This is a genomic window from Thioalkalivibrio sp. ALE17, from assembly GCF_000425605.1.
In the GTDB taxonomy this organism is placed as follows: domain Bacteria; phylum Pseudomonadota; class Gammaproteobacteria; order Ectothiorhodospirales; family Ectothiorhodospiraceae; genus Thioalkalivibrio.
Genome location: NZ_AUDT01000001.1, coordinates 41,910 through 63,764, shown reverse-complemented (window position 1 = coordinate 63,764; position 21,855 = coordinate 41,910). Strand labels below are relative to the sequence as shown.

Sequence of the window (21,855 nt, the reverse complement as noted above, 5' to 3'; positions counted from 1 at the left end):
GGGGTGGCGGGCGTGATCAGCCGGCAAGGCTGCGCTCCGGGGCGGGGGCGCCGTTGTACCAGGCCCAGAAATCGTCGGGCTGCTCCAGGGCGCCGTCGGCGCCCCACTGATCCGGTTGCTGTTCCGCGCCGATGTAGCCCCAGTTGGCGATCAGGGTGGGCATTCCGGCGGCGCGTCCGGCCGCGATATCGCGCTCGGCATCGCCCCAGTAGCAGTGGCGCTCCGGGGGCAGGCCGGTTTGCCGCGCCGCCAGCCACATGGGTTCGGGGTCAGGCTTGCGCTGGGGCAGGGTATCGCCGCTGACAACGGCCGCCATGCGTGCCCGCAGGCCGAGCGCCTCCAGCAGTGGATCGGTGAGCCAGCCCGGCTTGTTGGTGACCACGCCGACGGACCAGCCCCGGGCCTCGCAGCGGTCCAGGAGCTCGGCGAGCCCGGGGAACAGGGCGGTGGCCTGGCACAGGTCGCGGGCGTAGATCTCCAGGTAGCGCTTCTTCAGGTGCTCCGTGAAGGCGGCATCGGCGTCGGGGAAGGCGAGCGCGACGAGGGCCTGCGAGCCGTGGGAGACATGGTTGCGCACCGCCTGGAAAGGGAGTGGCGCGCGGTCGTATTCGGCCATCAGGGTGACCAGCGCCGCATGCATGTCCGGCGCGGTATCCAGCAGCGTCCCGTCGAGGTCGAACAGGAGCGAACCCAGATCGCGCGTCATGCGGTGGTGTCGTCGCCCCGGCGGGCGGCCATGAGGTAGTTCACGTCGGTGCGCCCCACCAGGCGGTAGCGACCGCTGAGCGGCGAATAGGTCAGCCCGGTCATTGCGGTGACCTCGAACCCATGGCGGCGCAGCGCGGCGCCCAGTTCCGAGGGCCGGATGAAGCGGCCGTACTCGTGGGTGCCGGCGGGCAGCATGTTCAGCAGGTATTCGGCCCCGACGATCGCCTCGGCGAAGGCCCGCGGCGTGCGGTTGATCGTGGACAGAAACAGCCAGCCGCCGGGACGCACAAGCTTCACGAGCGCATCGATGACCGCTTCGGGGTCGGGCACGTGTTCCAGCATCTCCAGGCAGGTGACCACGTCGTAGTCGCCGGCGTGGTGTTCGGCATGGGCCTCGGCGGTGGTATGCAGGTAGTGGATCTCCAGCCCGGCCTCGTGGGCGTGCTCGCGGGCAACTTCCAGGTGTTCGGCACCGGCGTCCAAGGCGGTGACGTGCGCGCCGCGCACCGCCATTGCCTCGGACAGGATGCCGGCACCGCAGCCGACGTCCAGCACCTTCTTGCCGGTCAGGTCGGCCTGGGCGTCGATCCACTCCAGACGCAGCGGGTTGATCGCATGCAGGGTGGCGAAGGGGCCGCTGGGGTCCCACCACTCGCGGGCGCGGTGCGTGAACTTGTGGATCTCGGCGCTATCGACGTTGGCGTGCGTCTGCGAACGGGATTGAGTCTGCGGGCTCATGGGATCGGTCTCGCTCAGGGAAACACTGGTTAATGTACACGTTCGCGCTCGAGTCGCTTTTGCGTGCGAACAAGGCGCGGTGACCGCCGTGCAGTCATTCTGCACAAGGGAGCCGCAACGCCGTTCTCGCGCCCGTTTTCGATAACAACGGGCGGCCGAGCCCCCGCTTTCAATCGTTTGTGGGGTTGGTACCCCAGGTCTCCCGATCCTGCGTTGCGGCCCTTGCCGGTAGAACCACTACCGGCTGCGCACCGCGCCTTGTCTCGGAAAACCTGGGGTACCAACGCGAGCGTGTACATTAATCAGCGTTTCCCTCAGGCAATGGGCTGCTGGGTTTCCAGCACCCGGATGCGCCAGTCATCGGCTTCGGCGCGGAGGTCCTGCACGTTCAGCGTAAGCAGTTCCCGGTCGCGCAGCAACGGGCGTCCGGCCACGTAGACGTCGCGTACGGCATCCCGCGTGGTGGCATACACGATTTGTGCGTTGGGGTCGTGCGCCGGCTGCAGCTCCAGGGCCTGCAGGTCCACCGCGACCACGTCGGCCTGCTTGCCGGGCTCCAGCGAGCCGATGCGGTCGGCCAGCCCCAGGGCGCGGGCGCTGCCGAGGGTCGCCATCTCCAGGGCCGAGGCGGCGGGCAGCGCCGCGGCGTCGCCGCTGACGGCCTTGGCCAGCAGGGCGGCGGTGCGCATCTCGCCGATCATGTCCAGATCGTTGTTGGAGGCGGTGCCATCGGTGCCCAGGCCGACGGTGATCCCGGCTTCCTGCAGACGCGCGACGGGGCAGAACCCGGACGCTAGCTTCAGGTTGGATTCCGGGCAGTGGGCGACGGACACCGGCCGGTCGCGCAGCTGGTCCAGATCGGATTCGTCCACCTGGGTCATGTGCACAGCGATGAAGGGCTGGTCCAGCATGCCGAGTCGGGCGAGGCGCGCCAGGGGCCGTTCGCCGTGGTCACGGACGGCGTCGGCGACCTCGCTGGCCGTCTCGTGGACATGCATGTGAATCGGCGCGTCGAGTTCGCGCGCGCGATCGGCCACGCGCTCCAGGCTCGCATCGCCAACGGTATAGGGCGCGTGCGGGGCCACATTGAAGGCGATCCGTTCGTGTCGGCCCCAGGCGGTCACCACGTCGGCGCCGCGCTGGAAGTGCTCGTCGGCCGTGCTCGCCCAGGGGGTGGGGAAATCGAACACGGTCAGGCCCAGGGAGGCGCGGATACCGGTCTCGTCGACCACTCGTGCCGCGTCCTCCACGAACAGGTACATGTCGCTGAAACAGGTGGTGCCGCCACGCAGCATCTCCGCGACCGAGAGCCGGGTGCCGGCCCGCACGAACTCGGGCGAGAGGAGCTTGCCTTCGGCCGGCCAGATGTAGCGCTTGAGCCAGTCCATCAAGGTGTGGTCGCTGCCGATGCCTCGCAGCAGGCTCATGCCCGAGTGGGTATGGGCATTGACCAGGCCGGGAATCAGGGCGTGCCCGGGATGGTCGCGGTACTCCGCATCGGGGTATCGGGCGCGGGCGGTCTCCGTGGGCTCGATCGCCTGGATGACGCCGTCGCGGATGATCAGGGCGTGATCCCGCAAGATGGTGTCGCGGGGGATGACCGGGAGAATCTGGGGGGCGCCGAGGATCAGCGTGTGGCTCTGGTTCATGGGACACGGTCTGCGCGGGATACAGGGTCGCGCATGGTACCCGAAAGGGGCGGCGTTGCGCCGCCCCGGGGCGGTAAGGAGACGCTGATTGAATCGCGCGTCCGCGCTCGAGTCGCTTTTGCGTGCGAACAAGGCGCGGTGACCGCCGTGCAGTCATTCTGCACAAGGGAGCCGCAACGCCGTGTGCGCGCCCGTTTTCGATCAACAACGGGCGGCCGAGCCCGCTCTTTCAATCACTTGTCGGGTTGGTGCCCCCTGTTCCCCGAGCCAGCGTTGCGCCACTTGCGGGTAGAACCACTACCCGCTGCACGACGCGCCTTGTCTCGGAAAACAGGGGGCACCAACGCGGACGCGCGATTCAATCAGCGTCTCCTTTAGGACTACTGGCGGTTGATCGCGAAACGGCCGGGGCCGGTCAGGGCCAGCGCGATGGCCGCGAACAGGAACATACCCTGCAGTTCCAGGGCCCAGCCGCCGTGGCCGGTGAGCTGGAAGACCTCGTGGGCATGCGCCAGTGCGATGGCAAAGACCATGTTGATCGCGATGAGTACGGCGCCGATGCGTGCATAGAGTCCGAGGATGACCAGGATCGGCGCCAGGATCTCGCCGATATACACCCCGTAGGCCAGGATGGCCGGGAGTCCGGCGTCGGCCAGCATGCCTTCGATGCCACTGATGCCACCGGTGATCTTCGCGATGCCGTGCAGCAGGATCATGATGCCGAGCGCCAGTCGCAGGATCAGCTTGCCGCTGTCGTCGAGGGTGTGGTCCATGTCGATACTCTCCTTGTAGCAGGGCGGGCAGTGGCCCGCGTTGGGGCCCGGGGCGATGCCGCCGGGCCCGATTCGGCTGGGCCCCCGCCAGAACGAGGGGGCCCTGGAAAATGGACCGGTTCGGTCAGCCGGCCTCGCGCCCAAGGCGCTGGGCGCGGGCGACCTCCGCAACGTGCCGGCCCTGGGAGGCGGCCATGCCCAGTTCGCTCTCGCTCGGCTGGCGCGAGCCGTCGCCGGCGGCCAGCGTGGTGGCACCGTAGGGCGTGCCGCCGCAGACCTCGCTGACGTCGAGCATGCGCTTCTCGGTGTAGGGTAGACCAACCACGGTCATGCCGTAGTGAAGCAGATTGACGATGGTGGAGACCAGGGTCGTCTCCTGGCCGCCATGCTGCGATGCCGTGGAGCCGAACACGCTGCCGACCTTGCCGACCAGCTTGTCGCCGAACCACAGGGCGCCGGTCTGGTCGAGGAAGTTGGCCATCTGGGCGGCCATGCGGCCGAAGCGGGTCGGGGTGCCGATGATGATGGCGTCGTAGTCCGCCAGTTCCTCCGGCTTCGCGATGGGTGCGGCCTGGTCAAGCTTGGCGCCGGCGTTGCGGGCCACCTCGTCCGGCATCAGTTCCGGGACACGCTTGATCGTGACCTCGGTATCCGGGACTTCGCGGGCCCCCCGGGCCACGGCCTCCGCCATCTGCTCGATGTGGCCCCAGGTGGAGTAGTACAGGATCAGGATCTTGGTGCTCATGGTCGACGGGCCTCCGTTTGTCGGGAATCGAATATCCGTCAGCCTAGATCCGATTTATACGAAAGAAAATGCCGAAAAAAGCCCCTTAACGTTCGTTTAAATCGAACGGTTATCGGTGGGCGGCCGGTTGGTGGTTTCCCGCCTGGCGCAGGACCTGGGCCTCCAGGACGGCCAGGGTGTCGGGGTGACCGTACAGGTAGCCCTGGAAATGACGGCAGCCCAGGCCGAACAGGAAGGCGCGCTGATCGTCGTTCTCCACCCCTTCGGCGATCACGTCGAGGTCCAGGGTGTGGGCCAGATTGACCACCATCTGGGCAATCGCGGCATCGTTCGGGTCATCCAGCACATCGCGCACGAAGGACTGATCGATCTTCAGCTGGGCCAGGGGCAGGCGCTTGAGGTAGGCCAGCGACGAGTAACCGGTGCCGAAGTCGTCCAGGGAGAATTCGATCCCGAGCGTACGCAGTTCCTCGATGTGGGCAATGACCGTTTCCACGTTCTCCAGCAACATGCTTTCGGTCAGTTCCAGTTTCAGGCGTTCCCCGGGGGCGCCGGTTTCGTCCAGGATCGCCGCCAGGTCGCGGACGAAGTGGCGGTGGCGGAACTGGCGGGCGCTGACGTTGACCGACAGCGTCAGGTCACGGAAGGCCGGCTGGTGCTGCCAGGCGGCCAGTTGCTCGCTGGCCGCGCGCATGACCTTGCGTCCGATCGGGACGATCAGGCCGGTCTGTTCGGCGACCGGAATGAACTCGGCGGGGGAGATCGCGCCACGGGTTTCGTGCATCCAGCGCAGCAGGATCTCGGCGCCCATGACCGCGCCGGAGGCATCCACCTGCGGCTGGTAGTGCACGCTGAAGTGGTCCTGATCGAGCGCATGGCGCAGCTCGCTCTCGAGTTCGAAGCGGGCCTCGACCGCGCGGTGCAGGTCGGGGTCATAGAAGCGGACGGTGTTGCGCCCGGCGTTCTTCGCCCGATACATCGCCAGGTCCGCCTGTTTCAGGATCTCTTCCACGCCCAGACTGCGGCCGCTGAACAGCGTGGCGCCGATGCTCGGGGTGACATGGCGTTTCTGTCCGGCGAGCTCGAAGGGGTCGCGCAGGAGGTCGATCAGTTTGCGTCCCACCGCTTCCGCCTGGGTCGCGGCCCGCGCCGGGTCGGGGTGGAGGTCGTTGAGGATGACCACGAACTCGTCGCCCCCAAGGCGCGCCAGGGTATCGGCCTCGCGGACCGAGTCCTGCATGCGCTCGGCGACCTGCCGCAGCAGGTCGTCGCCCACGGCATGCCCCAGGGTGTCGTTGATGTCCTTGAAGTTGTCGAGGTCGATGAACAGGAGCGCGCCGTGCAAATGGCTGCGCTCGGTGTTCCCGAGCGTCTGGCTCAGTCGATCGTGCAGCAGGGTACGGTTGGGCAGATGGGTCAGGCCGTCGAAGAAGGCGAGACGGCGGATCTCGTCCTCGGCCTGCTTGCGGTCGGAGATGTCGGTCATCGTGCCGAAGGTCGCCGTGACCTCGCCGCGCTCATTGAACCGGGCACTGGCATAGACGCTGACCCAGCGGATGTCGCCTTCGCGGGTGCGCAGGCGGATCTCCTCGGACTGGGCATGGGACCCGCCCTCCAGCAGGGTGGCGCAGAAGCTGCGGGCGTCCTCGGTGTCCTCCGGGGCCACGAAGTCGCACATCGGGCGGCCCAGGGTCTCCTCCACGCTGAAGCCGGTGAGGTGTTCCCAGGCCGGGTTCAGGAGGGTCCAGCGACCGTCCGCATCGGTCCGGAAGATGACCTCGGAGATGTGGTCCACGACATCGCGGTAGCGATTCTCGCTTTCGGCCAGGGCATCGGTGGTGCGGCGATGGGCGGTGATATCCAGGGTCAGTCCGCGCAGGCTCTCGCGGCCGTCACCGTCCGTGGCCCAGGACAGGATGTCGCGCAGCCAGATCCACTGGCCGTCGCGGTGGGCAAAGCGGTAGTCCACGGTGCGCGACTGCTTGCGGCTCTCGCGGGCGGCGTTCTGGACCCGTGGCAGGTCGCTTGGATGGATGTGGCGGGCCCGCAGTTCGCCACGGCCCAGATTGCGCGCGGGAAAGCCGAGCAGGTGGCGGGTGTCGCCGGCGACGAACTCCCATTCGTGAGTGGCGGGGTTGGCCTCCCACAGGATGGCATTGGCCCCGCCCAGCATGGATTCCAGGCGCGCGACCGAGCGGTTGAGTTGCTGGTTTTGCTGTTCCAGCGTGGTCTGGGTTGTGCCGAGATGGGCGGCGACGTCGTTGAAGGTGCGCGCGAGGTCGCCGAATTCGTCGTTCGAGCGCATCGGGATGCGATGGTCCAGGCGGCCGACCTGCAGGGCCTTCGCGCCCTGATTCAAAAGGCGCAGCCGGCGGGTGATCACCAGACTGAACACAATCGCGGCGACCATCGACAGTACCAGAACCCCCATGGCCAGCAGGACGTTGCGCTGCAGGAGGTCGGCGGACAGGGCATCGATGGCGTCCGTCGAGTACCCGACCGCGAGGGTGCCCAGGGGTTGTCCGGCCAGTTCGATGTCCCGGAGGATCTCGATCTGTCCGGGGGCAGTGCGAATGCGGTCGCCGGATTCGGGGATTGCCTCCGGCGAGATGCCCACGGAGGCCATGGGCTGGTCCTGGGCATCGAGCACTACCGCGTAGAGCACGTGGGAGTCGTCCGCGACCAGGTCCAGCAGGTCCTGCAGCATCGCCGGATCGGCGTAGGCCAGCCCCGGAGTCAGCGCGCTGGACAGGAGGCGCCCCTGCTGCTCGGCAAAGCGCTCCAGCATCTGCGACTGGTTCTGCTGCACCTGGGAGATGCCACTGAACATCAGTACTGCGACCATCGCGACCTGGATCGCGACGGTGCCAATGATGATCTGCCAGGCGAAATTCAGGCGCATGCGGGGCTTGGCTCGCGTGTTCGCGGCGCCACCAGAAGGCTGGGGCCGAAGCTGGTTGGAGCCAGGCCGGAGCGGTTCATGGAAGGGTTCCGAGTCGGGGGCTTGCCAGTAGGGATGATTGGTCAAAAGCCGAAATTGTCGCGCATATTCTACGGGACTGTTCCGTAGATGCCCATCGTGGCAACGTCGCCACACAGGCTCCTGGAGCCCACCTCATTCCTCCTTGGGTTCGAACGAATCGAATGCATTTTCGAACGCCTCCTGGCGAAAAGGCAGGAAGTCGGTGTCCTGAACGGCAACGAAACCTCGGTGGCGTATCGCGCGCAGGAGGTGCTGCCCCTGGGCGGTGTCTTCAAGGCTGATGAGCGAGCGGGTCAAATCACCGGCTTCCGCGACGACGGCGTTGCGTGCCAATAGCGTCATGCCGGGGAAAGTGGGTGATGCCTCGATGACACGCACGAGAGTCCCATCCCCGAGTGACATCAGCATGGTCGTAGCACCCAGACGGGTGAGAGATTCCACCACGTCACCATCCGTGACCAGAACCAGGGCCTCTGTTTCGCCGCGCACGAAGGTGGTCACGGCGGCGCTGTGATGGTGGTGGTGCTGGATGATCGGCCGGGATGCTCCGTCTGTCCATAGTTGCCTGGAGAGGGCGTGATCCAGGTAGGCCGATGCCAGGCTTTCCTCGAAGGGTGCGGCAATGCGTGCATTCGCCAGGTCCTCGACACTGTCGAATGGCGTTTCGGGTAGCACCGCAATCAGAATCGCCAGCCGGTCCCGGGTGGCCGCTATCGCCTGGTAGCGCGTCTCCGTTTCAAGGAATGGCACCACATGCGGCGAGGTGAACACCAGGTCGTAGCGTTCGGCAGCGAGTCTTTGGTGGAAGACGTCACGGGTTCGCGCAGATTCGATTCGAACCGGAACCTCGAGCTGCTCGCTCAGCCAGTCGCGCAACGGTGCGTATCGCTCGAAGAGGGCTGGGGGGCTGAGAAAGGGCTGGATGCCCAGGGACCGGGTCTGGGCATCGTTTGCCAGTGCTGGCAAACCGCCGAGCATCAGCAGAACCGGGATGAGCACCGCACTGGCCGGCCGCGTGATCCAGTGCGCGGCAGGAACACGTGCGGGGTTTGAGCGTGTTCTGGTCATGTCATTGCGCCCCTCTCTCGTTCATACGGCATTCCGAATATTGAGTAAAGCCCAACGCGACCGGAACGACCCGTCGTGAAACGGTTGGGGATGGCGGTGCCGGCAAGCTGACGATTTGAGCGAAGAGTTGTGTGACCCGCCTGGTATTCGTCAATAACTCGTCGGTTCTGGTGGGTGTCCAAGCGGCCTTGCCGCGCCTTCGGCGAAACTGGCGCTTTTCTTGCTTGTTTGAACCGGCAGTACACAAGCGTGCCCGGGGTGCGGCAGGAGAATTCAGGATGGGAGTATTGGACAGGATCGCAGAGGCCTTGCTGGCGACACTACAGGGGCTCAGCCCGCTGACGGTGATTGGCCTGTTCGCGCTGGTGTTGTTCGCGTTGTTCCTGGTGGCCCTGGGCGCGACGGCGCTGCGGCGCGCGAAGGCCCTGCAGGGGGCCGCGCCCGCGTTGCTGACCACGCTCGGGATCCTCGGGACGTTCCTGGGGGTGGCGATTGGCCTGCTGGACTTCGATGCGGGACGTGTGGAGGCGAGCATCCCCGCGTTGCTGGAGGGGCTCAAGCTGGCCTTTGTGACCAGTATCGTGGGCATCCTCCTGTCGGCGGTGCTGCGCATGGTGCAGGTGTTGACGCCCACCGCGGCTCTCGCGGAGCGCGAGGTTCCCGCCGAGGCGACAAACGGCACCAAAGATCCGGCGCAACTGGCCGCACAGCAGCGCGATGCCGCACTGGCGATGGTCGAGGCCGTGCGGACTCTGGACCAGCGCCTCGATGCCCGGCTGGAGCGGCAGCACCGGGAACTGACCGGGGCGCTGGACGGCATGGCCGAGCGCATCACCGAAATGAGCAGCACGCATCTCGTCGAGGCGCTGGAGCGGGTGATCCACGATTTCAACCATCGTCTTGGCGAGCAGTTCGGGGCGAACTTCCGCCGCCTGGATAACTCGGTCGCGAGACTGCTGGAGTGGCAGGATCAGTACCGTCAGCAGATGGAAACCCTGCAGCGTGCCTTTGATCAGGCGCGCAGCGGGGTCGAGCAGACCGAGCAAACGCTGGAGCGCATGACGGGCCAGGCCCTGCAGATCACGCGTCACGTGGAGGATCAGGAGTCGACGCTCTCCAGCCTGCGCCGCGAGACGGTCGAACTGGAGGCGCTGCTGGGCAGCATCGCGGCCCTGCGCGATCGCGCAACCGAGGCCTTCCCCGCCATGGATGCCCGCCTGGAGGCGATGCTCGAGAGCATCGAGAACGCCGTTCAGGCCGGACACGCGGCCGAGCAGCGCTGGAGCCGGCCGGTGGCATCAGCGGGCGGGCGTAACTGATGTTTGCGTGGATGGCGCGGCGCGGACGCCGGGCCGAGGGCCCCGGCAGCGAGGCGGACCAGGGCTCGCACTGGCTCGCCGTGGCGGATCTGATGGCGGCGCTGATGATGATCTTCTTGTTTCTCGCCCTGCTGCATATGGTGCAGGTGGAGCGCGAGAGTGCCGCGCACACGGAGGTCCGCAACGAGGCGGCCGCGCTGCGCGCGGCGATCTATTCGGTGCTCGAGGAGGAGTTCCGGGAGGATCTGCCGCGCTGGAACGCGGAGCTGGATCGCGACAGCCTGACGCTGCGTTTCCGTGAGCCGGAGGTCCTGTTCGAGCGCAGTTCATCCTCCATCCGGCCGCGATTCGAGGCCATTCTGGCGGATTTCATGCCGCGCTATGCCGAACAGCTGCGCCCGTTCGCCGAGGTGATCCGGGAGGTGCGGATCGAAGGCCACACGTCGAGTGAGTGGGCCGGGAGCGACGATCCCCTGGAGGCTTATTTCGGCAACATGGATCTTAGCCAGCGGCGCACGCGGGCGGTGCTGGAATATGCCTACCAGCTGGAACCCCTGCAGGAGGCAGACTGGTTTCGCTCGCGGGTCGCCGCCGTGGGCCTGTCATCTTCGCGGCGGGTGCTGGATGCACAGGGCGAGGAGGACCGCCGGGCCTCCCGACGGGTCGAATTCAGCGTGCTGACGGACTTTGAAACGCGCCTGCTGGGCGAGGCCTCGCCGGCGGCGCCGGAACCCTTGCCGCTGGAGGCGCGCGGGCGCTGATCGTAAGGGGAACACTTAATCAGTGTTTCCCTCGGCGTCAGAGGGCCTGAAGCAGGGCCTCGCGCAGTCGGGTCTGTGCCTCGGCGTCCAGCGGGGTGCGCCCGGGTCGGCTCAGCAGGAAGCTGTCTTCGACCTGTTCGCCGGCCGTGGCGATGCGGGCGGTGCGGACGTCGATACCCTGCTCGCCAAGGATATGCCCGATGGTGGACAGCAGGCCCGGTCGATCCAGGGCCCGCAGGCGCATGCGCGTGGCGTGGCCCCCGGGCGCCGGCTCGAATTCGATGCGGGTGTCCACGTCGAAGTGCTTGAGGCGTCGCGGTAGCTGACGCGTGGCGGGGTTGGGGGTGCGGCCCTGGCGGGCGAGTTCCTGCTCCAGAGCGTGGCGGATCTCGTCGGCGCGATAGCCGGCATCGACGGTCTGGCCGCCGCCGCTCTCCAGGACCAGGAAGGTATCCAGGGTGCGGCCACCCGCCGTGGTGATGATGCGGGCGTCTACGATGTCGAGCCCGAGCTGGGTCAATGCGCTGGTGATGCGGGCGAAGATCTGCGGGTGATCCTCGGCATAGACGAAGATCTCGGTGCTGCCGCGCGAGGTCTTGGGGCGTACCAGGATCAGCGGGAGCGCGTCCGGTTCCAGCGGGAGCAGGGCCTGGGCATGCCAGGCGATCTCGTCGGCGGAATGGCGGAGGAAATACTCGTCGTCGAGTTCATCCCACAGCCGACGCGCCTGTTCCGGATCGAAACCCTGTTGCTGCAGCCGCTCGAGCGCCTCGACGCGCGTCTGGCGGATCTGCTCGTCCATGTCCGGCGGGGTGTCCAGGCCACGATCGAGGACGTTGCGCGTGGCGTGGTAGAGGGTCTGGAGCAAGGCATCCTTCCAGCTGTTCCATAGCTCCGGGTTGGTGCCGCGGATATCGGCAATCGTGAGCAGATAGAGAAAGTCCAGGCGTTCGCCGGTGGCGACCTCCCGTGCGAAGCCGAGGACCACCTCGGGGTCCGAGATGTCCTTGCGCTGGGCCGTGAGGGACATCAGCAGGTGCGAGCGCACCAGCCAGGCGACCAGCCCGGCATCGGCGTCCGAGAGCCCGTGTTGCTGGCAGAAGTGCAGGGCGTCGTGGGCGCCCAGCTCGGAGTGGTCGCCGCCGCGACCCTTGGCGATGTCGTGAAACAGCGCGGCCAGGACCAGGCGTTCCGGCCGTTCCAGGCTCGCGTGGATGCGGTGCGCCAGGGGTTGTTCGTGGGCGAACTCGGGCAGGGCGAGCCGGCGCGCGTTGCGCACCACGTTCAGGGTGTGTTCGTCCACGGTGTAGGCGTGGAAGAGGTCATACTGCATGCGCCCGATGATGCGGCCGAAGGCCGGAAGATAGTTGCCCAGCACGCCATAGCGGTTCATCCGGCGGAGCTGGCTGGTGATGCCGCGCGGGGCCCGCAGGATGTCCATGAACAGCTCCCGGCAGACCGGGTTGCGCCGGAAATGACCGTCGATCAGGTGGCGATGCGCCCGGATCAGGCGGATGGTGGAGGCCCGTATGCCCTGGATCTCGGGGTGCTCCTGCAGCAGGCGGAAGACTTCCAGCAGCGCCGGGGGGTAGATCATGAAGACCTGGTCGTGGGCGGCCTCCAGGTAGCCGCCGCGAACCTGAAAGCGCTGATGGATGCGGACCGGGTCCTGCAGGTCTTCGGGATTGTCGAGGATGGCCTCGTTGAAGTGCTGCAGGAGCAGCTCGTTCAGGCGCTCGAGGTCGTTGATGGTGCGGAAGTAGCGCTGCATGAACTGCTCGACCGCCCGGTTGTGGTTCTGGTCGACGAAGCCGAAGGTGTTGGCCAGCTGGCGCTGCAGGTCGAACAGCAGGCGGTCCTCGCGGCGGCCGGCCAGCATGTGCAGGGCGAAGCGCACGCGCCAGAGGAAGTTCTGGCCCTCCATCATCTCGCGGAATTCGCCCTCGCGCAGGAAGCCCAGCGAGACCAGTTCCTCGATGCGCTCGGCGCCGTAGTGGCGCTTGGTGACCCATCCGATCATCTGGATGTCGCGCAGCCCGCCAGGGCCTTCCTTGACGTTTGGCTCCAGGCGGTAGGCGGTCTCGCCGAAGCGGCGATGCCGGGCCTGCTGTTCCGCCAGCTTGGCGGCGTAGAAACTGCGCGAGTCCCAGATGCGATCGGGTTCGATGGCCTGGCGGAAGTCGTTGAACAGACCCAGATGACCGGCCAGGTAGCGGGCCTCGATCAGGTTGGTCGCAACGGTGATGTCGTCGCGCGCCTCGCGGGTGCAGTCTTCGATGCTGCGCACGCTGTGTCCGACTTCGATGCCGATATCCCAGAGGAAGGTGACGAAATCGCTGATGCGGTCGAAGCGGGCACGGTCGTGCTCGCCCTCGAGGATGATCTGGATATCGATGTCGGAGGCGGGATGCAGTTCGCCGCGCCCGTAGCCCCCGACTGCGATCAGGCACAGCCGGTCGTCGTCGGCCAGGCCCTTCTGCGCCCAGATCAGCTTGAGCAGCTCGTCGATGCGCCGGGCATGGCCATGGATCAGTTCGGCGATGGGCATGCCGTCACGAAAGCCCTGGTACTGCTGCTCCAGGATGGCGCGGCGGCGGTCCCGGAACAGGGCGATGTTCCCCGGGTTGCGGCTCAGGCGCTGATAGTCCTCGCCCCAGTCGGCCGTGAAGGCCGGGGTATCGAGTTCGCCGGGGGTGCTGCCCGCAGGATTCATTGCAACTCCGTGGCGTTGTTGGTGCGAATCGGCGGGTAAGGGAGGCGAAAAGCCCGGATCAGGCCGCGATCTCCTGGGGCGGGGTTTCGTCCTTGCGCAGGGTCAGGATCTCGTAGCCATCCGCGGTCACCAGGATGGTGTGCTCCCACTGGGCCGAGGGGCTGTGATCCTTGGTCACGGCGGTCCAGCCGTCGGCGAGGATGCGCGTATGCCGGCGTCCGGCATTGATCATGGGTTCGATGGTGAAGCACATGCCTTCCTCCAGCGTCATGCCGGTGCCGGGCTTGCCGTAGTGCAGGACCTGTGGGTCCTCGTGAAAGCCGCGCCCGATCCCGTGACCGCAGAATTCCCGCACCACGGAGCAGCGCCGGGCCTCGGCGTATTCCTGGATGGCGTGTCCGATGTCGCCCAGCGTCGCCCCGGGGCGGACCTGCTGGATGCCGAGGTACATGCTGGTGCGCGCCACGTCGATCACCCGCTGGGCCTGGATGCCGGCCTTGCCGATCACGAACATGCGGCTGGTATCGCCGTGAAAGCCGTTCTTGATGACGGTGATGTCAATGTTGAGGATGTCGCCGTTCTTCAGCTTCCGGTCGCCCGGGATGCCGTGGCAGACCTGGTGGTTCACCGAGGTGCAGATCGACTTGGGAAAGCCCCGGTAGTTGAGCGGGGCCGGGATCGCGTCCTGGGTGTTCACGATGTAGTCGTGGCAGATCCGGTCCAGCTCCCCGGTGGTCACGCCGGCCTGCACATGGGGCTCGATCATCTCGAGGACTTCGGCGGCCAGGCGGCCGGCGACGCGCATGTGTTCGATCTCTTCGGGGGTCTTGATGGAAACGGACATGGGGGCTCCCGCCGCGGCGCCCGGAGGGGCTCGGCGTTTGGTTCGGGTAAGCGTCCTATGCTATAAAGCGCGCGCCTCGCTGGCAATTCGGCGGGGCCGGATGCCGCCCTTTGCGGGGCCGGTGTTCGAAACCTTAATCCACACACGTATCGGCACGGTCTGTCGGGTGCCCGCTCGCGAAGAAGATTCGGTTCGGGTTTCAGATCGGGATACGTGGAGGCTCAACCCGTTACAGGAGAAACCTCATGTCCCTCGTGACTATGCGACAGATGCTGGAGGCCGGCGTGCACTTCGGCCACCAGACGCGTTACTGGCATCCCAAGATGGCCCCGTACATCTTCGGGGAACGCAACAAGATTCATATCATCAACCTCGAGAAGTCCCTGCCGATGTTCAACGACGCGTTGAACTTCCTCGGCAAGCTCGCCGCCGACGGCGGCCAGATCCTGTTCGTCGGCACCAAGCGCTCGGCGCGCGACGTGGTCGCGGAAGAGGCACGTCGCTGCGGCATGCCGCACGTGAGCCACCGCTGGCTGGGCGGGATGCTGACCAACTTCAACACGGTCAAGCAGTCGATCAAGCGCCTGAAGGATCTCGAGACGATGGACGCCGACGGCAGCTTCCAGGTCCTGAACAAGCGCGAGGCCCTGAGCCGTCGCCGCGAGAAGGAAAAGCTGGATCGCAGCCTGGGCGGTATCAAGGACATGAACCGCATGCCCGACGCCATGTTCGTGATCGACGTGGGCTACGAAAAGATTGCCGTGGCCGAGGCGAAGAAGCGCGGCATCCCGGTGGTGGCAGTGGTCGATTCCAACCATTCCCCGGAAGGCGTGGACTACGTGATCCCGGGCAATGATGACGCGATGCGTGCCATCCAGCTCTACGTGGCCGCGATCGCCGACACGATCATCGAGGCCAAGGGCGCCGTGAGCACCGGTGGCGTGAGCGAAGAAGAGTTCGCCGAGCCGGCCGCGGCCGAAGGTTCCGACGACACCGCGTCGCCCGCCAACCCCGCTTGATAACCGGGACCGGCCGCCCGAGGCGGCCGGTCCGAGCATGATTCAGGAGCACCAACGATGCAGATTACTGCTGCACAAGTGAAAGAACTGCGCGAGCGCACTGGCGCCGGCATGATGGAATGCAAGAAGGCCCTGACCGAGACCGGGGGAGACCTGGAAGCGGCCGTGGAAGCCATGCGCAAGTCCGGCATGGCCAAGGCCGACAAGAAGGCGGATCGGGTTGCGGCCGAGGGCCGGGTCGAGATCGCCTGCGAGGGTTCGCAGGCCGTGATCGTCGAGATCAACTGCGAAACCGACTTCGTTGGCAATGACGACAACTTCCGTGCCTTCACCGGCACCTGCGCCAAGGTGGCGCTGAACACCGCAGCCGATTCCGTCGAGGGTCTGATGGCCGAGACCGTGGATGGCCAGACCCTGGAAGAGCAGCGCACCCAGCTGATCGCCAAGGTGGGCGAGAACGTCCAGGTGCGTCGCTTCGAACGAATGAGCGCGGAAGGGGCCCTGGGCTTCTACCAGCATGGCGCCCGCATTGGCGTGCTGGTCGGCCTGAACGGCGGCGACGAGGCGCTGGCGAAGGACATCGCCATGCATATCGCGGCCAGCCACCCGGTGTGCGTGGACGAAAGCCAGGTGCCGACCGAGCTGCTCGACAAGGAACGCGCGATCTTCAAGGCGCAGGCCGAGGAGTCCGGCAAGCCCGAGAACATCATCGAGAAGATGATCGAGGGCCGGATCCGCAAGTACCTGGGCGAGATTACCCTGGTCGGCCAGCCGTTCGTGAAGGACCCCGATCAGACCGTCGGCCAGTTGCTGGAGAGCAAGGGTGCGTCGGTGTCCGGATTCATCCGCTATGAAGTGGGCGAGGGCATCGAGAAGAAGACCGAGAACTTCGCCGAAGAGGTCATGGCTCAGGCGCGCGGCGCCTGATCCAGCAGGATCCCGGGGCGGCCGCTTGAAGCGGCCGTTTCCGGATAAGAGGGCCAGAAAAAACTGGCAAGCGAGAATAACGAGCCCGAGATAAGGAACTCCATGAGTCAGGACAGCCAGCCCGCGTACCGGCGCATCCTTCTGAAGTTGAGCGGGGAGGCCCTGATGGGCCAGCAATCCTACGGGGTGGACCCGGATGTCCTGGCGCAGGTGGCCGAAGAGGTCTCGGAGCTCTCCCGCATGGGGGTAGAGGTCGGCATCGTGATCGGTGGCGGTAATATCTTCCGCGGTGCGGGTCTGGCGCAGGGCGGTATGGACCGGGTGACCGGTGATCACATGGGCATGCTGGCGACGGTGATCAACGCGCTGGCGCTGCAGGATGCGATCGAGCGGGCCGGGCGTTTCTCTCGAGTAATGTCGGCGATCCGGATCAACCAGGTCTGCGAGGACTACATCCGGCGCCGTGCGGTGCGCCATCTCGAGAAGGGGCGGATCGTGGTGTTCGCGGCCGGGACCGGTAATCCGTTCTTTACGACGGACTCCGCGGCCAGCCTGCGGGCGATCGAGATCAACGCCGATATCATGATCAAGGCGACCAAGGTCGACGGTGTCTACGATGCCGACCCGGTCAAGAGCAAGGATGCCCGACGCTTTGAACGCCTGACGTTCGATGATGCGCTGGAAAGGCGCCTGGGCGTGATGGATACCACGGCCCTGGTGATGTGCCGCGACAACGGCCTGCCGATTCGTGTAATGAACATGTTTGCCAGGGGCGACCTGCAGCGGCTCGTGATGGGCGAGGCGGTGGGTACCCTGGTCGAGGGATCCCGCAATGAGTGACGCCACCATCAAGGACGCGCGCGAGCGCATGGACAAGAGCCTGGAAGCGCTGCGCAACGAACTGTCGAAGATCCGCACGGGGCGGGCGCACCCCACGCTGCTCGAGCACGTGCACGTGGAGTACTACGGCATGGAAGTGCCGATCAACCAGGTCGCGAACATCACGGCCGAGGATGCGCGCACCCTGGCCGTGGTGCCGTACGAGAAGGACATGGTGGGTAAGGTCGAGAAGGCCATCATGACCTCCGATCTGGGGCTGAACCCGGCGAGCATGGGGACCGTGATCCGGGTGCCGCTGCCGGCGCTGACGGAAGAGCGCCGCCGCGAGCTGGTGAAGGTGGTGAAGGCGGAGGCCGAGCACGCACGGGTCGCCGTGCGCAATATCCGGCGTGACGCCAACAATGCCTTCAAGCAGCTGGTCAAGGACAAGGAGATGTCCGAGGACGACGAGCACAAGGCCCAGGAGCAGGTCCAGAAGCTGACCGACGACCACATCGCCAAGATCGACGCGATGCTGGCGGACAAGGAAGCCGAGTTGATGGAAGTCTGACCGGCGCGCACGATGCCGGTTATCCCCAAACCCCGCGATGGGCTTCCCGCGCATGTGGCCATCATCATGGATGGCAACGGCCGCTGGGCCGAGGCGCGCGGTCTGAGCCGATCCGAAGGCCACCGCGCCGGGCTGGAGGCGACGCGCAACGCCGTGCGCTTCTTTGCCGAACAGGGCGTTGGCACCCTCACCCTGTTTGCCTTTAGCAGCGAGAACTGGGGCCGCCCCCGGGAAGAGGTCGAGGCCCTGTTCGACCTGTTTGTTTCCGCCATCGAGGCGGAGCTTCCGGAGCTCGTCGAGCGGGGTATCGCGCTGCGCTTTATCGGGGATCGCGCGACGTTCCCGTCCGATCTTCAGGCACGCATGACCGAGGCCGAGCACGCCACCGCCGGCAATGATCGGATGTGCCTGGTGGTCGCACTGGGCTATGGCGGGCGCTGGGACATCCTGCAGGCGGCCCGCCGCTGGGTGGCCGACAGCGATCGCGGAGCGGACCCCGAGGCCGCCTTCTCCGGATATCTGAGTACGGCCGGCCTGCCGGACGTGGATCTGCTGATCCGCACCGGGGGTGAACACCGGGTCAGCAATTTCCTCTTGTGGCAGGTGGCCTACGCCGAACTGCTGTTCATCGAGACCTTCTGGCCGGATGTGACGAATACGGAGCTGGAGGAAGGGCTGACCTGGTACGCAAGCCGCCAGCGCCGCTTCGGGCGCGTGCCGGCCGCGGGCGACGCGGCCGCGCCGGGGGAGGCGACCGGTGCTTAGGCAACGGATCCTGACGGCGTCGGCCCTGGGCCTGCCGGCCCTGGCCCTGGTGGCCTGGGGCCCCAACTGGGCCGTGCTGCTCCTGGTGGTGCTGGTGCTCGGGCTGGCCACCTGGGAATGGGGCGGCCTGGCGGGACTGGTGGGCCACGGTGCCCGCGCCGCGCTGGTCGCGGCCGTGGGCGCCCCCGTGCTGGCGCTTGGAACTGCCCCCGCAGGGGCGCTGCACTACCTGATTCTGGGCCTGGCCCTGCTGTGGTGGCTGGTGATCCTGCTGGTGCTGCCGTTCTACCGGGAACACGAGGAGGGCGCGCGCGGCCGACATGGACCGCTGTTTGCGGTTGCGGCGATCCTCACGCTGGTGCCGGCCGGAATGGGCCTCGTCTGGCTGCACGCACTGGCCCCGTTGCTGGTGGTGTATCTGGTGGTGCTGGTGGGGCTCGCGGATACGGGCGCCTACTTCGCCGGCAAGGCCTTCGGCCGCAACCCGCTGGCGCCCCATATCAGCCCCGGAAAGACCCGCGAGGGGTTATTCGGCGGCCTGCTCACGGTACTGGCCTTCGCGACCGTGGTGGCGATCGGGTGGGGGCTTGCCCCGATGGACGCGCTGGTCTTCCTTCTGCTGTCGGTACTGATCGGTCTGGTGTCGGTGGTCGGGGACCTGTTCGAGAGCATCCTGAAGCGCGAGGCCGGGTCCAAGGACAGTGGTTCCTTGCTGCCGGGTCACGGGGGTATTCTGGACCGGTTCGACAGTATGGTTGCAGCCGCCCCGGTGTTCCTGGCCGGGCTGTTGTGGCTGGCGCTGATACCGGCCTCGCCGGTGACGGGATAGCGCGCGCAGGCGCAGGTACTCATGAAGACGACGCAGCTCACCATTCTCGGATCGACCGGCAGTATCGGGCTGAGCACGCTGGACGTGGTGGCGCGTCAGCCGGCACGGTTCCGCGTCCATGCCCTGACGGCCCATCGCAACGTGGAACGCATGCGCGAGCAGTGCCTCCGGCACGCGCCGGAAATCGCGGTGATGGTCGATGCGGATGCTGCGGATGCCCTGCGCACGGCCCTGGCGGCGTCCGGTTCGCGCACGCAGGTGCGCGCGGGCGCGGAGGCCCTGGCCGAGGTGGCTCGCGCGCCGCAGGTGGATGCGGTGATGGCCGCGATCGTGGGGGGCGCCGGACTGTTGCCCACGCTGGCCGCGGCGGAGGCGGGCAAGCGGGTGTTGCTGGCGAACAAGGAGGCGCTGGTGATGTCCGGCGCCTTGCTGATGGATGCCGTGCGGCGCTCCGGGGCGTGCCTGCTGCCCATCGATTCCGAGCACAACGCGATCTTCCAGTGCCTGCCGAACGGGTATGTCTGTGCGGAGCCGGTGACACCGCACGGCGCCCGCCGGATCTGGCTGACCGCGTCGGGCGGGCCGTTTCGCGATCGTCCGCTGGATAGCTTTGCCGGCATCACCCCGGACGAGGCCTGTGCTCATCCCAACTGGGAGATGGGGCGCAAGATCTCGGTGGACTCCGCGACGATGATGAACAAGGGCTTGGAGGTGATCGAGGCCTGCTGGCTGTTTGCGGTACCGCCGTCGACGATCCAGGTCGTGCTGCATCCGCAGAGTATCGTGCACTCGATGGTGGCCTATGACGACGGCTCTGTGCTCGCGCAACTCGGGAATCCCGATATGCGAACACCGATTGCCCATGCCCTGGCCTGGCCCGAGCGCATGGAATCCGGGGTCGAGCCCCTGGACCTTCTGACCATGGGCCGGCTGGAGTTCTCCGAACCGGAAGCGGCGCGCTTCCCTGCGCTGGGGCTGGCCTATCAGGCCCTGGAGCGCGGGGGGACGGCGACGGCGGTGCTGAACGCGGCGAACGAGGTGGCGGTGGAGGCGTTTCTCGCCGAACGCCTGGCGTTCAGCGAGATCCCCGTGGTGATCGCCGCCACTCTCGATGCCATCGAGGCCGAGCCGGTGGACTCGCTGGAGCGGGTGTTGAGCGCTGACCGGAAGGCACGCGCGATCGCCGGGGAGCAGGTGGCGAACGCACGGCAAGTGGTGTCATGACCTTTCTGACGAGCCTGCTGGCATTTGCGGTGGCGATCGGCGTGCTCGTGACCGTGCACGAGTATGGACATTACCTGGCCGCGCGCCTGATGGGTGTCAAGGTGCTGCGGTTTTCGGTCGGTTTCGGGCGCCCGTTGTACAAGCGCTACTTCGGACGGGATCGGACGGAGTTCGTGATCGCCGCGCTGCCCCTGGGCGGCTACGTGAAGATGCTGGACGAGCGCGAGGGGGCCGTCGCGCCGGAGGAGGTCCCGCGCGCCTTCAACCAGAAGGGTCTCGGGGCCCGTACCTTTGTGGTGTCGGCGGGACCCGCGGCGAATTTCCTCCTGGCCATCGTGGTGTACGCCGTGATGTTCATGGTGGGCGTGGGAGGGGTCAAGCCGATTCTGGGCGAGGTGGCGCCGGAGACGCCGGCCGCCGAGGCCGGGCTCGAGCGCGGGCAGGAGATCCTGCGGGTGGGGGATCGCGCGGTCGTGGACTGGGAACAGGCCAACCTGCGGCTGCTGGATCATGCCGTGCGCGGCGAGGCCGTGACCCTGCTGGTGCGGGATGTGGAGGGTCGCGAGTTCGAGCGCGAGGTGGATCTGCGCGATCGCCAGGCGCTGCTGGGCGAGGGGCAGTTCCTCGACAAGCTGGGCTTGCAGCCGTATCGCCCCGCGCTGGAACCGCGTATCGGCGCGGTCGAGGCCGGGAGCCCCGCCGCGGCGGCGGGGCTGGAGCCGAGTGATCGCGTGCTGGCCGTGGATGGCGACGCGGTGACCGACTGGAACGACTGGGTCGAGCGCGTGCGTGCCCGTCCGGAGACGGACTTGCAGGTGACGGTCGAGCGGGATGGCCGAACCCTGGAGCTGCGCATGACGCCGGAGGCTGTGGATCATGAGGGCACGCGCATCGGCCGTATCGGTGCCGGGGTGGACCCGGATCAGCCGGCGGCGCGGGAGATGGCGGTCCTGGTGCGTCAGGGCCCGGTGTCGGCCTTTGTTTCCGGTGTCCAGCGCACGTGGGATGTCTCGGTCCTGACGCTCGGCATCCTGTGGCGAATGATCACCGGGGATGCGTCGGTTAAAAATATCAGCGGACCGGTTACCATAGCCGAGTTCGCGGGGGTCTCGGCGCTGATCGGGGTCTCGGCGTTTCTGGGTTTCCTGGGGCTGGTGAGCGTGTCCCTCGGGATCATCAACCTGCTGCCGATCCCGATGCTGGATGGCGGACATCTGCTGTATTACGCCGCCGAGGCGGTCAAGGGCAGCCCGGTGTCGGAGCGTACCCAGATCATCGGACAGCAGGTGGGGCTCCTGGCGATCGCGGGCCTGATGACACTGGCCCTGTACAATGATTTGACACGACTGTTTGGCTAGGCGTGGCGACGGGCCCCTCCGGATCGGGGGTCTTCGACGGGT

19 protein-coding genes are annotated in these 21,855 nt (G+C 66.8%); 10 read left to right on the top strand and 9 right to left on the bottom strand.

Annotated elements, in window-relative coordinates; all coding sequences use genetic code 11:
• Window positions 1–16: 16 nt before the first annotated feature.
• From gph to H609_RS0100275, 7 genes are all read right to left on the bottom strand, one after another.
• Window positions 17–706, bottom strand: coding sequence for a phosphoglycolate phosphatase (gene gph, locus H609_RS0100305; RefSeq protein ID WP_028484008.1), 690 nt, complete (start codon window positions 704–706; stop codon window positions 17–19).
• Window positions 703–1,446: a bifunctional 2-polyprenyl-6-hydroxyphenol methylase/3-demethylubiquinol 3-O-methyltransferase UbiG gene (ubiG, locus tag H609_RS0100300; protein ID WP_018880229.1), complete on the bottom strand. Its 744-nt coding sequence runs from the start codon at window positions 1,444–1,446 to the stop codon at window positions 703–705. Before ubiG ends, gph begins: the two co-directional genes overlap by 4 nt.
• 314 nt (window positions 1,447–1,760) lie before the next feature.
• Window positions 1,761–3,095, bottom strand: a complete 1,335-nt coding sequence (locus tag H609_RS0100295) for a TRZ/ATZ family hydrolase (protein ID WP_028484007.1) — start codon at window positions 3,093–3,095, stop codon at window positions 1,761–1,763.
• Between the two features lie 380 nt (window positions 3,096–3,475).
• The gene (locus tag H609_RS0100290; protein WP_028484006.1) at window positions 3,476–3,868 is read right to left on the bottom strand and encodes a DoxX family protein; all 393 of its coding nucleotides are present in this window, start codon (window positions 3,866–3,868) and stop codon (window positions 3,476–3,478) included.
• A 124-nt stretch (window positions 3,869–3,992) separates the two neighbouring features.
• Window positions 3,993–4,613 (bottom strand): NAD(P)H:quinone oxidoreductase, encoded by a 621-nt coding sequence (gene wrbA, locus H609_RS0100285; RefSeq protein WP_018867003.1) that lies wholly within the window; start codon window positions 4,611–4,613, stop codon window positions 3,993–3,995.
• A 109-nt stretch (window positions 4,614–4,722) separates the two neighbouring features.
• A complete protein-coding gene (locus tag H609_RS0100280) occupies window positions 4,723–7,515 on the bottom strand; it encodes an EAL domain-containing protein (RefSeq protein WP_028484005.1) in 2,793 nt (930 codons plus the stop codon).
• 213 nt (window positions 7,516–7,728) lie between these two features.
• The gene (locus H609_RS0100275; RefSeq protein ID WP_028484004.1) at window positions 7,729–8,595 is read right to left on the bottom strand and encodes a PhnD/SsuA/transferrin family substrate-binding protein; all 867 of its coding nucleotides are present in this window, start codon (window positions 8,593–8,595) and stop codon (window positions 7,729–7,731) included.
• 347 nt (window positions 8,596–8,942) lie between these two features.
• Between H609_RS0100275 and H609_RS0100270 the strand changes: the two genes are divergently transcribed.
• Both H609_RS0100270 and H609_RS0100265 read left to right on the top strand, forming a co-directional pair.
• A complete protein-coding gene (locus tag H609_RS0100270; protein ID WP_038035965.1) occupies window positions 8,943–9,983 on the top strand; it encodes a hypothetical protein in 1,041 nt (346 codons plus the stop codon).
• A complete protein-coding gene (locus H609_RS0100265; RefSeq protein ID WP_028484002.1) occupies window positions 9,983–10,744 on the top strand; it encodes an OmpA family protein in 762 nt (253 codons plus the stop codon). The genes H609_RS0100270 and H609_RS0100265 overlap by 1 nt, the downstream gene beginning before the upstream one ends.
• A 37-nt stretch (window positions 10,745–10,781) precedes the next feature.
• On the opposite strand, the gene glnD is transcribed toward H609_RS0100265, so the two are convergent.
• Window positions 10,782–13,457 carry a [protein-PII] uridylyltransferase gene (glnD, locus tag H609_RS0100260; protein ID WP_018875566.1) on the bottom strand — a complete coding sequence of 892 codons (2,676 nt, stop codon included), beginning with the start codon at window positions 13,455–13,457 and terminating at the stop codon, window positions 10,782–10,784.
• 58 nt (window positions 13,458–13,515) lie between these two features.
• Window positions 13,516–14,301, bottom strand: coding sequence for a type I methionyl aminopeptidase (gene map, locus H609_RS0100255; RefSeq protein ID WP_018866997.1), 786 nt, complete (start codon window positions 14,299–14,301; stop codon window positions 13,516–13,518).
• A 245-nt stretch (window positions 14,302–14,546) separates the two neighbouring features.
• Between map and rpsB the strand changes: the two genes are divergently transcribed.
• From rpsB to rseP, 8 genes are all read left to right on the top strand, one after another.
• Entirely contained in the window at window positions 14,547–15,320 is a 774-nt protein-coding gene (gene rpsB, locus H609_RS0100250) for a 30S ribosomal protein S2 (protein WP_018866996.1), read from the top strand.
• Window positions 15,321–15,377: 57 nt separating this feature from the next.
• Window positions 15,378–16,247, top strand: a complete 870-nt coding sequence (tsf, locus tag H609_RS0100245) for a translation elongation factor Ts (RefSeq protein WP_026280226.1) — start codon at window positions 15,378–15,380, stop codon at window positions 16,245–16,247.
• Between the two features lie 102 nt (window positions 16,248–16,349).
• Window positions 16,350–17,087: a UMP kinase gene (pyrH, locus tag H609_RS0100235; protein WP_018866994.1), complete on the top strand. Its 738-nt coding sequence runs from the start codon at window positions 16,350–16,352 to the stop codon at window positions 17,085–17,087.
• Window positions 17,080–17,637 carry a ribosome recycling factor gene (frr, locus tag H609_RS0100230; protein WP_018866993.1) on the top strand — a complete coding sequence of 186 codons (558 nt, stop codon included), beginning with the start codon at window positions 17,080–17,082 and terminating at the stop codon, window positions 17,635–17,637. Before pyrH ends, frr begins: the two co-directional genes overlap by 8 nt.
• Window positions 17,638–17,649: 12 nt before the next feature.
• Window positions 17,650–18,402 (top strand): polyprenyl diphosphate synthase, encoded by a 753-nt coding sequence (gene uppS, locus H609_RS0100225; RefSeq protein WP_028484001.1) that lies wholly within the window; start codon window positions 17,650–17,652, stop codon window positions 18,400–18,402.
• Window positions 18,395–19,231, top strand: coding sequence for a phosphatidate cytidylyltransferase (locus H609_RS0100220; protein WP_018866991.1), 837 nt, complete (start codon window positions 18,395–18,397; stop codon window positions 19,229–19,231). The genes uppS and H609_RS0100220 overlap by 8 nt, the downstream gene beginning before the upstream one ends.
• A 21-nt stretch (window positions 19,232–19,252) precedes the next feature.
• A complete protein-coding gene (gene ispC / locus H609_RS0100215; RefSeq protein ID WP_018866990.1) occupies window positions 19,253–20,455 on the top strand; it encodes a 1-deoxy-D-xylulose-5-phosphate reductoisomerase in 1,203 nt (400 codons plus the stop codon).
• On the top strand, window positions 20,452–21,813 hold the full coding sequence (gene rseP / locus H609_RS0100210) for an RIP metalloprotease RseP (protein ID WP_028484000.1): 1,362 nt from the start codon (window positions 20,452–20,454) through the stop codon (window positions 21,811–21,813). Before ispC ends, rseP begins: the two co-directional genes overlap by 4 nt.
• Window positions 21,814–21,855: the final 42 nt, after the last annotated feature.

What these genes read in the sequence shown, in the direction of transcription:
- rpsB (WP_018866996.1), top strand. Translation starts at nt 14,547, where the DNA reads ATGTCCCTCGTGACTATGCGACAGATGCTGGAGGCCGGCGTGCACTTC.
- ubiG (WP_018880229.1), bottom strand. Translation starts at nt 1,446, where the DNA reads ATGAGCCCGCAGACTCAATCCCGTTCGCAGACGCACGCCAACGTCGAT.
- uppS (WP_028484001.1), top strand. Translation starts at nt 17,650, where the DNA reads ATGCCGGTTATCCCCAAACCCCGCGATGGGCTTCCCGCGCATGTGGCC.
- tsf (WP_026280226.1), top strand. Translation starts at nt 15,378, where the DNA reads ATGCAGATTACTGCTGCACAAGTGAAAGAACTGCGCGAGCGCACTGGC.
- wrbA (WP_018867003.1), bottom strand. Translation starts at nt 4,613, where the DNA reads ATGAGCACCAAGATCCTGATCCTGTACTACTCCACCTGGGGCCACATC.
- ispC (WP_018866990.1), top strand. Translation starts at nt 19,253, where the DNA reads ATGAAGACGACGCAGCTCACCATTCTCGGATCGACCGGCAGTATCGGG.
- pyrH (WP_018866994.1), top strand. Translation starts at nt 16,350, where the DNA reads ATGAGTCAGGACAGCCAGCCCGCGTACCGGCGCATCCTTCTGAAGTTG.
- H609_RS0100280 (WP_028484005.1), bottom strand. Translation starts at nt 7,515, where the DNA reads ATGCGCCTGAATTTCGCCTGGCAGATCATCATTGGCACCGTCGCGATC.
- H609_RS0100270 (WP_038035965.1), top strand. Translation starts at nt 8,943, where the DNA reads ATGGGAGTATTGGACAGGATCGCAGAGGCCTTGCTGGCGACACTACAG.
- frr (WP_018866993.1), top strand. Translation starts at nt 17,080, where the DNA reads ATGAGTGACGCCACCATCAAGGACGCGCGCGAGCGCATGGACAAGAGC.
- rseP (WP_028484000.1), top strand. Translation starts at nt 20,452, where the DNA reads ATGACCTTTCTGACGAGCCTGCTGGCATTTGCGGTGGCGATCGGCGTG.
- H609_RS0100265 (WP_028484002.1), top strand. Translation starts at nt 9,983, where the DNA reads ATGTTTGCGTGGATGGCGCGGCGCGGACGCCGGGCCGAGGGCCCCGGC.
- H609_RS0100295 (WP_028484007.1), bottom strand. Translation starts at nt 3,095, where the DNA reads ATGAACCAGAGCCACACGCTGATCCTCGGCGCCCCCCAGATTCTCCCG.
- H609_RS0100290 (WP_028484006.1), bottom strand. Translation starts at nt 3,868, where the DNA reads ATGGACCACACCCTCGACGACAGCGGCAAGCTGATCCTGCGACTGGCG.
- glnD (WP_018875566.1), bottom strand. Translation starts at nt 13,457, where the DNA reads ATGAATCCTGCGGGCAGCACCCCCGGCGAACTCGATACCCCGGCCTTC.
- map (WP_018866997.1), bottom strand. Translation starts at nt 14,301, where the DNA reads ATGTCCGTTTCCATCAAGACCCCCGAAGAGATCGAACACATGCGCGTC.
- gph (WP_028484008.1), bottom strand. Translation starts at nt 706, where the DNA reads ATGACGCGCGATCTGGGTTCGCTCCTGTTCGACCTCGACGGGACGCTG.